This is a genomic window from Pseudomonas sp. NPDC089996, assembly GCF_044748405.1.
GTDB lineage: Bacteria > Pseudomonadota > Gammaproteobacteria > Pseudomonadales > Pseudomonadaceae > Aquipseudomonas.
Window position 1 is genome coordinate 254,700 of record NZ_JBIVGA010000005.1, and the last position, 12,894, is coordinate 267,593.

Sequence of the window (12,894 nt, forward strand, 5' to 3'; positions counted from 1 at the left end):
TCAAACAGTTGCCAAAGGGGAATTGGAGTTGCGCGTCGCCAGCAGGCGGTCGAGCCAGTCGGGGTCCATCTCGGGCTCGCAGGAGAACAGCAGCCCGGTGTAATCACGGTGCGGCGGCTGGAAGATCGCCTCGCGGCTGCCATGGTCGACCACCCGCCCGCGCTGCATCACCAGCACCTCGTCGGCGATGGCGCGCACGGTGGCCACGTCGTGGGTGATGAACAGGTAGGCCACGCCCAGCTCGCGCTGGATACGGTCGAGCAGCTTCAGCACGCCCTCGGCCACCAGCTGGTCGAGCGCCGAGGTCACTTCGTCGCAGATGATCAGCTGCGGCTCGGCGGCCAAGGCGCGGGCGATGCAGATCCGCTGCTTCTGCCCGCCCGAGAGCTCGCGTGGCAGGCGGTCCATGTACTTGCCCGGCTCCAGGTCGATCATCCGCAGCAGCTCGGCGACCCGGTCGCGCAGCGCCTTGCCCTTGAGCCCGAGGTAGAAACCCAGTGGCCGGCCGATGATGTCGACGATGCGCTGCCTCGGGTTCAGCGCGGTGTCGGGGATCTGGTAGATCATCTGGATGCGCCGCAGCTGCTCCTTGCTGCGCTGGCGGTAGTCGGCCGGCAAGGCCTCACCGTCATACAGCACCTGGCCCGAGGTTGGCGGCAGCAGGCCGCTGATCAGACGCGCCGTGGTGCTCTTGCCGCTGCCCGATTCGCCGATCACAGCCAGGGTCTGGCCGCGGTACAGCTTCAGCGAAACATCGTGCAGCACCGGCTGTTGGCCGTAGCAGGCATTGGCATTGCGCACTTCCAGCAAGGGCTTTTCATCGCGTGGGCAGGCCTTGGCCGAGGTGTGGAAATTGCGCACCGCCCACAGCGACTGGGTGTAGGCCTGCTGCGGCGCACTGAGCATGTGGCGGGTCTGCGCCTCCTCCACCAGGCTGCCGTGGCGCAGCACCATGATGCGGTCGGCCATCTGCGCCACCACCGCCAGGTCATGGCTGATGTACAGCGCGGCGCTGCCGAAGGTCTTCACCGCATCGCGGATCGCCGCCAGCACCTCGATCTGGGTGGTGACGTCCAGTGCCGTGGTCGGTTCGTCGAAGATGATCAGGTCCGGGTGGCAGGCCATCGCCATGGCGGTCATCACCCGCTGCAGCTGGCCACCGGACAACTGGTGCGGGTAGCGCTGACCAATGTGCTCGGGGTCGGGCAGGCGCAGGATGCGGTACAGCTCCACCGCTTCGGCCTCGGCCTTGGCGCGGTCGATGCCGCCATTGATCACGGCGGTTTCCACGTGCTGGTCGATCAGCCGATGCGCCGGGTTGAACGAGGCGGCAGCGCTCTGCGCCACGTAGGCGATGCGCAGCCCGCGCAGCTTGCGCAGGGCTTCGGCGCTGCACTCGAGCAGTTGGATGCCATCGAAGCAGACGCTGCCACCACTGATCCGGCAGCCGTCACGCACGTAGCCCATGGCGGCCAGGCCCAGGGTCGACTTGCCGGCACCGGACTCGCCGATCAGGCCCAGCACTTCACCACGCTTGAGTGTCAGGTCGATGCCCTTGATCAGCGGGTGCCAGGCGTCGTCATGCTGGCCTTCGATGCGCAGGCCGCGGATTTCCAGCAAAGTATCTGTGTTCATGCTCAGCACTCCTTCAGGCCACTGGACAGGTGCAGCACCCAGTCGACGACAAAGTTCACGCTCACCGTGATCAACGCCACCGCCAGGGCCGGCAGCAGCGGGCTGATGTCACCGAAGGTGATCAGCACCGCGTTGTCACGCACCATGCTGCCCCAGTCGGCGGTCGGCGGCTGGATACCCAGGCCGAGGAACGACAAGGCGCTGATGAACAGGAAGACGAAGCAGAAGCGCAGGCCGAATTCGGCGATCAGCGGCGCGGCGGCATTGGGCAGCACTTCGCGGGTGACCAGCCACCACAGCCCCTCCCCACGCAGCCGCGCGGCCTCGACGTAGTCCTGCACCACTACATTCATCGCCACCGCCCGCGACAGGCGGAACACCCGCGTGGCGTCGAGCAGCGCGATCACCAGCACCAGCGAGGTGGCCGTGGTGCCGACCACGCTGAGGATCAGCAAGGCGAAAATCAGCTGCGGGATGGCCATCAGGATGTCCACCAGGCGCGACAGGCCCTGGTCGATCCAGCCGCCCTTGATAGCCGCGACCAGCCCGCACAGGCCGCCCAGCGCAAAGGCCAGGCTGGTGGTCAGGAAGGCGATGCCCAGGGTATTGCGGGCGCCGTACAGCAGGCGGCTGAAGGTGTCGCGGCCAAGGTTGTCGGTGCCCAGCAAAAACTGCGGGCTCCACGGCGCGAAGCCTTCGCCCACCACCTGGGTTTCGCCATACGGCGCCAGCAGCGGCGCGAACAGCGCCACCACGGTGTAGGCGACAATCACCAGCAGGCCGAACTTGGCGCTCAGGGGCGCGCGCAGCACAGGTGTCAACAGGCTCATGGTCTACCCCTTCGGATGCATCAGGCGTGGGTTGCTGGCGATCGACAGCACGTCGGCGCCGGTATTGAGCAGGATGTAGGTGCCGGCGAAGATCAGGCTGCAGGCTTGCACCACCGGGATGTCGCGCTTGGCCACCGAGTCCACCAGCAACTGGCCGAGCCCCGGGTAGACGAACACCACCTCCACCACCACCACGCCCACCACCAGGTACGCCAGGTTCAGCGCCACCACGTTGACGATCGGCGCCAAAGCATTGGGCAAGGCATGCTTGAAGATCACCCGCGCTGGCGACACGCCCTTGAGCCGGGCCATTTCGATGTAGGGGCTGGCCAGCAGGTTGATCAGCGAGGCGCGGGTCATGCGCATCATCTGCGCGATCACCACCAGGCTCAGGGTCGCCACCGGCAGCACCGAGGCTTCCAGCACCTCGCCCAGCGAAGCATCCGCAGGCAGGCTGGAGATGCCTGGCAGCCATTCGAGCTTCACCGCGAACACCAGGATCAGCAGGTAGGCGACAAAGAACTCGGGGAACGACACCGCGCTCAGCGCGCCGGTATTGAGCAGCCGGTCGAACCAGCTGTTGCGGTACAGCGCTGCGAGCATGCCCAGCAGCAATGCCGTCGGCACCGAGAACAGCGCCGCCAGCAGGGCCAGGCTGAAGGTGTTGCCCAGCCGCGAGCCCACCAGCTCGATAATCGGCCGCTGGTTGGCCAGCGACACGCCCAGGTCACCGTGCACCAGGCGCCATGCCCACTGCACGAAGCGCTGCAGCGGCGACAGGTCCAGCCCCAGCTGGGCACGCAATGCGGCCACGGTTTCCGGGGTGGCCGACTGGCCGAGCATGGCCTGGGCGATGTCGCCCGGCAGCATGCTGACTGCCAGGAAGATCACCACCGAGACCGCAAACAGCGACAACAGGCCCAGGGCCAGCCGCTGCACAAGCAGTTTGCCAAGATTGTTCACCGTACCACTCCTTTACGGGATGCAGAGTCAGCCTTGCGAAACGCTAGGGGTTCACGCCTGCCACCAGCGCTCGATCACCCGCAGGCCATCCAGCTCTCCATAGGGCGCCGTGAGCGGGCCATGGGCGACGCGGCTGGAGCGGGCGGCGACGGAGCTTGCGAAGAGCGGCACGATCGCCCCGCCTTCATCGCGGCACAGCGCCTGCATCTCGTTGTACATCTCGCGGCGCAGCGGCTCGTTCATCTCGCCACGGGCGGCGTTGAGCAGCTGGTTGAAGCGCGGATTGTCCCAGTGCGTCTCGTTCCACGCCGCGCCCTTGGCGTAGCCGATGCTGAACATGCGGTCGGCGGTCAGGCTGGAATACCAGAACGAGGTGGTGAACGGCTGTTTCATCCAGACGTTGGTGAAGAAGCCATCGGCAGGTTCGCGCACCACGTCGATGTCGATGCCGGCCTGGCGCGCCTGCTCCTTGAACAGCACCGAGGCATCCACCGCGCCGCTGTAGGCGGCATCGGAGGCCTGCAGGCGCACCTTGAGGCTGTCCATGCCGGCCTGGCGCAGGTAGAAGCGAGCCTTGTCCGGGTCGTAGACGCGCTGCTCCAGCGCCGGGTTGATGAAGCGGTTGGCCGGCTGCAACGGGTGGTCGTTGCCGACCTGGCCGTAGCCGTAGAGCACCGACGCCAGCAGGGTCTCGCGGTTGATCGCGTGCTTGAGAGCCAAGCGTACGTTGTTGTCGCGAAACTGCTGGCTGTCGGTGAGCATCGGGAAGGTGTAGTGCTGGGCGCCTTTGGTTTCCTCGATCACCAGCTTCGGGTTGCGCTTGAGCAAGGACACGGTCTTGAGGTCGACCTTGTTGATCACATCGACCTTGCCGGTGACCAGCGCGTTGACCCGCGCGGCGCCGTCGGCGATGGCGATCAGCTCGGCGCTGGCGAAATGCGCCCTGCCCGGCTTCCAGTAGTCGGGGCTGCGCTCCAGGTCCATGCGTATGCCCGGCTCGAAGCCCTTGATGCGGTAACCGCCGGTACCGACACCGGCCTGCCAGTCGGCCAGGCCGTCCTTGGCGGGCATGATCACCAGATGGTAGTCGGCGACCACGTAGGCGAAGTCGGCGTTGCCCGAATGCAGCTCGAACACCACGGTGTCGGGGGCGCTGGCGTGCACCTTGGCGACATCGCCCAGTACGGTCTTGGCAGCGGAGGTGGATTTGTCACCCAGGTGGTGCTGGATCGAGGCCACCACGTCATCGGCGGTCAGGGTCTTGCCGTTGTGGAAGGTCACGCCCTGGCGCAGGGTGAAGGTCCAGACCTTGGCGTCGGGGCTCGATTCCCAGCGCTCGGCCAGCTCGGGGATGGCAGTGCCTTCCACGGAAATTTCGGTCAGCGTGTTGTACACCGCCGAGAAGCCGATGAAGGTGAAGGTGTCGACCCACGAGCCTGGGTCTTTGGAATCGGTGGTGCTGCCCCCGGCTAGGCCCAGGCGCAAGGTGCCGCCTGGTTTTGGCGTGGCCTCGTCGGCATGGCCAGGCAGCGGCAGGCCGAGGGAAAACGCCCCGGCGATGGCCGCAGCGGCAGCGCTGTACTTGAGGAAATCCCGGCGCGGCAGGCCGCTGTCGAGAATGGCGTGAGGACTGTTCTTGTTGTTATCGCTCATGGCATTTGCCCCTGTTGAACCGCAAGAAATTGTTATTCGGTCAAAGCAGATTGCGTAGAAGCTGTTTACAATTTGTAATTGTTACCGTAACAAATACATTAGCGGCAGGACAAGCTGATTTCCAGCGCCCGTTACCGGGCTTTTTCAGTGGTATAACATTGACGTTTTCGCAGGGAGCCCTCGCCCCATGAGCCAGTCGACCCGACTCATCACCGCCTCGTACATCCTTTCGTTCGTGGCGGCCAATGCCCCGCAGAAGTTGCGCACAGAGACCATCGCCAAGTGGGTCAAGGTGCACCCTACCCGCGTGCGCTCGATGGTCTCGCAGATGGTCAAGGCCAATATCCTGACCTCGTACCGCGGCGCCCAGGGCGGCGTGACGCTGGCCCGTGCGCCGCAAGAGATCACCTTGCGCGAGGTGTATGACGCCGTGCAGGAAAGCTCGCTGATCGCCGAGAAGATCGACAACCCGTTTGCCGGGTTGGAAGACCACTGCAAGGTGTACGAAGTGTTCACCCGGCTGTTTGCGATGCTGGAGCAGAACATGCGGCTGGATTTGGGGACCATTACTGCGGATCAGTTGTTTGTGGCGTTTGATCCCCCCAGGGAACACACCCACTCGGCCTGATCACCGGCTCCCACACTGATGGACCACATCAACCGTTCAGGCATTCCTCATCAATTCGCGGGCGCACAGGGCAATGCGGCGGCAAGCTTCACCCAGCGCCTCGGCGCCCAGCACCAGGCCCAGGCGGATATGCCCCGCCGCGCTCGGGCCGAACGCTTCACCAGCCAGCACCGACACCCCATGCTGGTCGAGCAGCCGGTCGGCGAATGCCTGCGCACTGAGCCCGGTTTCGCGGATATCGACCATCACGAACATCCCGCCATCGGGCTTGAGCGCCCGTATCCCCGGGCAGTGCGCAAGGCTTTCGCACACCAGGTCACGGCGCTGACGATAAGCCTCGCGCATGGCCTCAAGCTCCGGTAAAGGCTGTTCCAGCGCAGCCACCGCCGCATCCTGGATAAAGTCGGGCGAGCCATACAGCATGCACAGCGCAAGGTTCTCAAGGTGCCCGGACAACGCCGGCGAGCCGACCACCCACCCCACCCGCCACCCCGTCATGGCATGGGACTTGGACAGGCTGTTCAGCGTCGCCGTACGCTCGGCCATGCCCGGCAAGCTGGCGGGGCTGATGTGTTCGCCGTCGAACAGCAGTTCGCTGTACACCTCGTCGCTGATCAGCCACAGGTCATGGGCGATGCACAGTTCGGCCAAGGCTTCCCAGGTGCTGCGTGGCAGGCTGGCACCGGAAGGGTTGTGCGGGCTGTTCAGCGCCAGGGCGCGGGTGCGCGGGGTGATGCGTGCGGCGACGTCTTCGGCTTGCACGCGAAAGCCATGCTCCGGGCGCACCGGAACCGGCACCACCTTGGCGCCACAGGCACCGAACACCGCCTCGTAGGTGACATACATCGGCTCGGCGACGATCACTTCATCACCTGGCTCCAGCACGCATTGCGCCACACAGAACAGCGCGCACTGCGCCCCCGCCAGCACCGTCACCTGGTCGGCCGTGACCGCCTGGCCACTGCGTTGCTGGTGGCGACGGGCAATGGCCTCGCGCAGGCTGCGCTTGCCGCGCACATCAGCGTAATGGGTATTGCCAGCTTCAAGGCTGGCCACCGCCGCCTGGACGATCGGCGCCGGGGTGTCGAAGTCCGGGTCACCGACCGACAGCAGCAGCACGTCGCGGCCTTGCTCGAGCATGGCCAGGGCGCGGTAGTGGATCTCCCAGGCGGCGGCGCCGTCACCGGCGATCCGTTGGGTCAATGAGGAGAATCGCATGGCTGGTTGTCCTGTTGTGCGGGGTAGGCTCAGCGCGCGCAAGCGTGCTTGAGCTCGATCAGGGTCACACCGTTGCGGGCAAAGCCGCCGCGCAGGTCGCGCTGCAGTTCGTCCAGGCTCTGCGGCTGCGCAACCGTGCAACCGAAGGCGCGGGCCAGGCCGGCGAAGTCCGGGTTGCGCGGCAGCACACCGATGGGCTCGATGTCCAGGCCGAGCATGTCGTCGCGGATCTGCCCCAGCGCATCGTTGTTCCACAACAGCACCACCAGCGGGCGGTCCAGCTCCTCGACCGCGGTTGCCAGCTCCTGCGCGGTATAGAGGAAACCACCGTCGCCCACCAGTACCAGGCCCGGGCGGTCGGCACTGCCGAACATGCCGCCAATACCAGCCGGCAGGCCGTAGCCGAGGGTGCCGTAGCCGGTGGGGTGCAGCCAGCTGCGCGGTGCTCTGCTGCTGAATACGTAATTGCCGGTGTAGGCCAACTGGGTCATGTCGGTGCTGACGAAGGCATTGTCCGGCAGCTCTGCAGCGACCCGTTGCAGGATTGCCTGGTGAATCGCCTGCAACGGGCCATGGCTGGCCTGTACTTCATCGCGCAAGCGTGCCACGGCAGCGCTCGCCTGAGCCGCATCGCGCACGCCATCGGGCAACTGTTCCAGCAGCCCCGCCAAGGTCTGCCGGGCGTCGCCGTGCAGCGCCACCGAGCACGGGTAGAAATCGTTGAACTTGCGGGGGTCGATATCCACCCGCAGCAGTTCGCCGGTCAATGGCAAGCGCTCGCGCCAGAAGTCGGTGTCGGCCATTTCGGTGCCGACCGCCAACACCACGTCGGCCTCGGCGATCAGCGCCCAGCCTGGCTCCACGCACAGGGTAGAGCCGGCGTTGAGCGGCGAGTCCAGCAGCGCCAGGCCCTTGCCGGCAACGCTGGTGAACAGTGGCGCAGCCAGTCGCTTGCTCAACAACTGCAACTCGGCACTCGCCTGCAATGCACCACCGCCGGCGATGATCATCGGCCGCTTGGCCGCTGCCAGTTTTTCACCCGCCTGTTGCAGGCTGTCGAGGCTGGCTGGGCCGCGACCGGCGCGGCGCACGACTTCGTTGCTCCAATCCCTCGTTACAGGCGCGGCCAGCACATCCAACGGTACCGAGATGTGCACCGGGCGCGGCCGCTCGCTGTCGAACACGGCATAGGCGCGGGCGATCAGCTCCGGCAGGTCTTCGGCCTTCAGCGCCACGGCCGAGAAGGCGGTGATCGGCGCGGTCATGGCGCGCTGGTCCTGGGTTTCGTGCAGGCAGCCCCAGCCTTTGCCCAGGCTGGCGGTGTGGTTGACGCTGGAGATCACCAGCAGCGGAATCGAGTCGGCATAGGCCTGGCCGATGGCGGTGGCCGCGTTGGTCACGCCGGGGCCGGTGATGACAAAGCAGACGCCCGGCTTGCCGCTGACCCTGGCATAACCATCAGCCATGAAACCGGCGCCCTGCTCGTGACGGGTGAGCACGTGGCGGATGCCGCTGCCGGGCAGGCCGCGGTACAGCTCCAGGGTGTGCACGCCTGGGATGCCGAAAACGGTATCGACACCGTAGTTGGCCAAAAGGCGCACCAGCGCCTGGCCGCCGGTGAGTATGGAATTCGTCATGTTCATGTCCTTACACCTGGCCGAGACGGATCAAGGCATCGACCGCAGTCGTACCGCTGGCACCGACCATCAATGGATTCACATCCAGTTCGAGCAACTGGCTGGCATTTTCGCAGGCGTAGTCGGCCACCGCACGGATGGCAGCGACCAGCGCGTCGAGGTCGGCCGCCGGCTTGCCCCGGAAGCCTTGCAGCAGCGCTGCGCTGCGCAGGCCGAGCAACGCCTTGCGGATCGCGCCATCGGTGGTCGGCAGCAGCAGGCTCTGGCTGTCCTTGAGCAGCTCGACGAGGATGCCGCCGGCACCGATCACCAACGCCAGGCCGAAATCCGCCTCGCGCTTGATGCCGACGATCAACTCGGCCAGCGGCGCGCTGGCCATGGGTTCGAGCAGTACCTGGTCGAAAGCGACACCCGGCGCGTAAGCCGCGATGCGTGTGCGCATCTGCTCGAGCGCGTGGCTGAGAGCGGCCTCGTCGGCCAGGTTCAGCGCCACGGCGCCGGCCTCGGTCTTGTGTGGCAACTGCGCGCTGACCGCCTTGAGCACGAGCGGGTAGCCGACCTTGCGGGCGTCGGCCAGCGCATGTTCCGGGCTGCTCAGCACGCCATTCGGGATCGGCAGGCCGAAGCCACGCAAGGCCTGCTTGGACACCCACTCGTTGAGCAGGTGGCTGTCACCGGCGAGCGGCTGCGGGCACAGCGGCACCAGTGCCGACTCGCCGAGCGCCAGCAGGGCCGGGCGTTGCTGCGCGTAACGGGCGATCCGGCCCCAGGCCGCCAGGCCATCCTCCACCCCTTGCAAAGCCGGCACACCGGCTGCGTGCAGGCGCTCACGGGCGCTGGCTGGCAGCAGTTCGGGGAAGGCCGAAGTGACGAAGCCGGTCTTGCCATGGCGCTTTAGCGCCGCGCAGTAGAGCTCCAGCAGCAGGTCGCACTCCTTGCGCTCGCCGGTGAACTCGGCGGGGTAATCGAGCACCAGCATCGCTGCGTCGGCGTCGCTGCGCAGGGCGCTGTCGAGCATGCGCGCCTTGGCCGGGCCGTCGCCCCAGATGGCTGTGGTGAAGTCCAGCGGGTTGACCAGGTTGGCATACGCCGGCAGCACCTGAGCCAGTTCATCGACCTGGCTGGCGTCCAGGGCTGGCAGGCTCAGCTGGTTGCTTTCGCTGTAGTCGGCGATCAGCCCGGCATCGCCGCCCGAACAGGCCAGCGCGATCAGGCTGGGGCCCTTGGGCAGGTTGCCACAGGCAGCGGCCTTGAGGGTTTCGACGAAGCTCACAGGGCCGCTGACGCGGATCACCCCCAGGCGGTCGAACAGGCTGTCGTAGAGGGCATCGGAACCGGACAGCGAACTGGTGTGGCTGAGCGCCAGCTCGGCGCCGATCTGCGACACGCCGGTCTTCAGGGCGATGATCGGGATGCCCTTCTCCAGTGCCTTGTGCGCCGCACGGGCAAAGCCCGGCACGTTCTTCAGGCCTTCCAGGTGCAGGCCGATGGCGGTGACCCGCGGCTCATCGAGCAGCACGTCCATCAGCTCGGCAATGCCCAGCTGCCCCTGGTTGCCGACCGAGGCCATGTAGGCCACCGGCAGCGAGCGGTCGCTCATCGACAGGTTGTAGGCAAAGTTGCCGCTCTGGGTCAGCACCGCCACACCCTTCTCTACCGCCTTGCCACCGTGGGCCACCGGCCACAGGGCGGCACTGTGCAGGTAGTCGAGCAGGCCGTAGCAGTTGGGCCCAAGCAAGGCCATGTTACCGGCGGCTGCCAGCAACTGCTGCTGCAGTGCCTGGCCCTCGGCGCCGCATTCGGCGAAGCCAGAGGCATAGCAGATCGCCCCGCCTGCCCCTTTTTCGGCAAGTTCGGCGACACAGGTCAGGGTCAGTTCGCGGTTGGTGGCAATGAACACCGCGTCCGGCGCGCAGGGCAACTCGGCCACGCTGCGCACGCAGGGGACGCCGTCGATGCTGTCCTGCTGCGGGTTGACCAGCCACATCTGGCCCTGGAAGCCGCCGTCGGCGCAGCGCCTGAGCGCGCGGGCCATGCTGCGCCCACCGACGAAGGCCAGGTGCCGCGGCGCCAGTAGGCGTTTGAGGTTGTCACGAATGGCTTGCGACATGGTGATGCTCCGGTCAGCGCAGCAGTGGGCGCAGCAGTTCGCGGGAGATGATGTGCCGCTGGATCTCCGAGGTGCCTTCCCAGATCCGCTCGATACGTGCGTTGCGCCAGATGCGCTCGACCGGCCCCTCGTCCATCAGGCCCATGCCGCCGTAGATCTGCACCGCCTCGTCGGCGACCTTGCCGAGCACCTCGCTGGCGAACAGCTTGGCCATGCCCGCCTCGCCGTCGGTCATGCTGCCCTGGTCCATCTTCCAGGCGGTGTGCAGGGTCAGCAGTTCGGCGGCGCGGATCTGCGTGGCCATGTCGGCGAGCTTGAACGACACGCCCTGGTAGGTGCCGATCGGCTGGCCGAACTGCTTGCGGTCGGCCGCCCATTGCAGCGACACGTCCAGCGCACGCTGGGCCTGGCCGACGCAGTTGGCGGCAACCATGACCCGGCCTGCGGTCAGCCAGGCGTTGGCAACTTCCCAGCCCTTGCCGACTTCGCCGAGTACCTTGCCGGCGGGCACCTTGCAGTCGTCGAAGAACAGCTCGTAGGTGTGGTAACCACGGTTGCTCACGCATTTCGGCCCACGGCGGATGGTCATGCCCGGGGTGCCGCGGTCGACCAGCAACGCGGTGACGGCGTTGCGCTTGCGACCGTTGTGCTCGTAGGTGTCGGTGACGGCAAAGACGATGGCGAAGTCGGCGTGCCCGGCATGGCTGATGAAGTGCTTGCTGCCATTGATGATGAAATCATCGCCTTCACGCACGGCGCGGGTCTTGATCGAGTTGGCGTCGGAGCCGGCGCCCGGTTCGGTCAGGGCGAAACAGTCGGTCTTCTCGCCACGTATGCACGGCAGCAGGTAATCCTCGACCTGCTGGCCGGTGCAGGCCATGAGAATCTTCGAAGGCCGGGCGACGAACACGTGCAGCGCCCAGGAAACCTTCGACAGCTCGCGCTCGATCAGGGCCTGGGACAGGTAGTCGAGACCGCCGCCGCCGACTTCCTCGGGCATGTTGAAGGCGTAGAAACCAGCGGCGATGGCCTTGCCACGGATCTGCGCGGCGAGCTCCGGGGACACTTCGTCGGCACGGTCCACGGCTTCTTCATGGGGCAGCAGCTCCTTGGCGACAAAGCTGCGTACGGCATCCACCAACATTTCTTGTTCTTGGGTCAGTTGGAAATTCATGGCCTGTTCCTGGGTAACCGGGGAATGAGTGAGTGCTTATTTGCCGCTGAAGCGTGGTGCGCGTTTTTCCGTGGCCGCACGCAAGGCTTCGGCGCCGTCCTCGCTGCGCCCGCATAGCAGGCCGGCGGCCAGTTCTGCCGTGAGTTGCTCGGCCAGGCTGCGCGAGGCGCCCTCGCGCATCAGGCGCTTGGTCTGGGCGTAGGCGAAGGTCGGCCCCTGGGCCAGGCGCGCGGCCAGTTCGGCGGTGGCGGCGGGCAGCTGGTCATCGGCGACCACTTCACCAACCAGGCCGGCCGACAGGGCGCGCTCGGCGCCCCAGAGTTCGTCGAGGAACAGCAGGCGCTTGGCTTGCTCGCTGCCGATCAGCCGTGGCAGGTGCCAGCTGGCGCCGGCATCCGGCGAGTAGGCCATGCTGGTGTAGCCGGCCTTGAAACGGGCCGACTGGGCGGCCAGGCGCAGGTCGCAGCACAGCGACAGGTCCATGCCGGCGCCGACGGCGGTGCCGTTGATGGCGGCGATGGTGGGTTTGTCGAGGTTGTGCAGGCAGTGCATCAGGGCGTGGGCGGTTTCGGTCCAGCCGTAGGTTTCCAGTGCGCCACGGGCTTCGGCTTCGGCCCATTCGGCGAGGTCGGCGCCGGCGCAGAAGCTGCGGCCCGTGCCGGTCAGTACCACCACGCGCACGGCGGGGTCGAGGTTGTACGCCTCGAGGGTGGCGTGCAGGTGTTTGAGGGTCGGGATATCCAGCGCGTTGCGCTGCTCGGGGCGGTTCAGGGTGATCCAGGCAACGCCGGCTTCAACCTGCGTGAGTAGGGACGACGGAGCGGTCATGAGGGACCTCGGATTCTTGTGATTGCTGTGAGAGGTGAGGCTCATGCTAAACGAGTGTTCAACAAGGAGGCAATTGCCGAGTGGATTGCCCTAAAGCGGCATCAATATCTATTTATCTATCTGTTTTATATGAATTTATTTTGTTATCCGGTTTGGTGCGAAACGGCGCTGTTACAACTTTGTACAACTGCCCACAACGACGGCGCCTTGTAGGAGCG

At 66.2% G+C, this 12,894-nt stretch carries 10 protein-coding genes; 1 reads left to right on the forward strand and 9 read right to left on the reverse strand.

All coding sequences use genetic code 11. The features are described from left to right. The 4 genes from ACIPW4_RS11230 to ACIPW4_RS11245 are packed head-to-tail and all read right to left on the reverse strand — an operon-like array spanning position 1 to position 5,081. Positions 1 to 1,635 (reverse strand): ABC transporter ATP-binding protein, encoded by a 1,635-nt coding sequence (locus ACIPW4_RS11230; protein ID WP_400657692.1) that lies wholly within the window; start codon positions 1,633 to 1,635, stop codon positions 1 to 3. A 2-nt stretch (positions 1,636 to 1,637) separates the two neighbouring features. Further along, positions 1,638 to 2,465, reverse strand: coding sequence for an ABC transporter permease (locus ACIPW4_RS11235; RefSeq protein WP_400657694.1), 828 nt, complete (start codon positions 2,463 to 2,465; stop codon positions 1,638 to 1,640). Between the two features lie 3 nt (positions 2,466 to 2,468). Continuing rightward, the gene (locus tag ACIPW4_RS11240; protein ID WP_400657696.1) at positions 2,469 to 3,428 is read right to left on the reverse strand and encodes an ABC transporter permease; all 960 of its coding nucleotides are present in this window, start codon (positions 3,426 to 3,428) and stop codon (positions 2,469 to 2,471) included. 51 nt (positions 3,429 to 3,479) lie between these two features. Then, positions 3,480 to 5,081 carry an ABC transporter substrate-binding protein gene (locus ACIPW4_RS11245; protein ID WP_400657699.1) on the reverse strand — a complete coding sequence of 534 codons (1,602 nt, stop codon included), beginning with the start codon at positions 5,079 to 5,081 and terminating at the stop codon, positions 3,480 to 3,482. A 187-nt stretch (positions 5,082 to 5,268) separates the two neighbouring features. On the opposite strand from ACIPW4_RS11245, the gene ACIPW4_RS11250 reads away from it, so the two are divergent. Next, positions 5,269 to 5,709 (forward strand): RrF2 family transcriptional regulator, encoded by a 441-nt coding sequence (locus tag ACIPW4_RS11250; RefSeq protein ID WP_400657702.1) that lies wholly within the window; start codon positions 5,269 to 5,271, stop codon positions 5,707 to 5,709. A gap of 36 nt (positions 5,710 to 5,745) precedes the next feature. Here ACIPW4_RS11250 and ACIPW4_RS11255 read toward each other — a convergent pair whose 3' ends face one another. The 5 genes from ACIPW4_RS11255 to ACIPW4_RS11275 are packed head-to-tail and all read right to left on the reverse strand — an operon-like array spanning position 5,746 to position 12,676. Further along, positions 5,746 to 6,927: a pyridoxal phosphate-dependent aminotransferase gene (locus ACIPW4_RS11255; RefSeq protein WP_400657723.1), complete on the reverse strand. Its 1,182-nt coding sequence runs from the start codon at positions 6,925 to 6,927 to the stop codon at positions 5,746 to 5,748. A gap of 29 nt (positions 6,928 to 6,956) precedes the next feature. Further along, on the reverse strand, positions 6,957 to 8,564 hold the full coding sequence (locus ACIPW4_RS11260; protein WP_400657726.1) for a 5-guanidino-2-oxopentanoate decarboxylase: 1,608 nt from the start codon (positions 8,562 to 8,564) through the stop codon (positions 6,957 to 6,959). A gap of 10 nt (positions 8,565 to 8,574) precedes the next feature. After that, positions 8,575 to 10,674: an acetate--CoA ligase family protein gene (locus ACIPW4_RS11265; RefSeq protein ID WP_400657729.1), complete on the reverse strand. Its 2,100-nt coding sequence runs from the start codon at positions 10,672 to 10,674 to the stop codon at positions 8,575 to 8,577. A 13-nt stretch (positions 10,675 to 10,687) separates the two neighbouring features. Then, positions 10,688 to 11,848 carry an acyl-CoA dehydrogenase family protein gene (locus ACIPW4_RS11270; protein WP_400657731.1) on the reverse strand — a complete coding sequence of 387 codons (1,161 nt, stop codon included), beginning with the start codon at positions 11,846 to 11,848 and terminating at the stop codon, positions 10,688 to 10,690. Between the two features lie 36 nt (positions 11,849 to 11,884). Next, positions 11,885 to 12,676 (reverse strand): enoyl-CoA hydratase/isomerase family protein, encoded by a 792-nt coding sequence (locus ACIPW4_RS11275; protein ID WP_400657733.1) that lies wholly within the window; start codon positions 12,674 to 12,676, stop codon positions 11,885 to 11,887. Between the last annotated feature and the right edge of the window lie 218 nt (positions 12,677 to 12,894).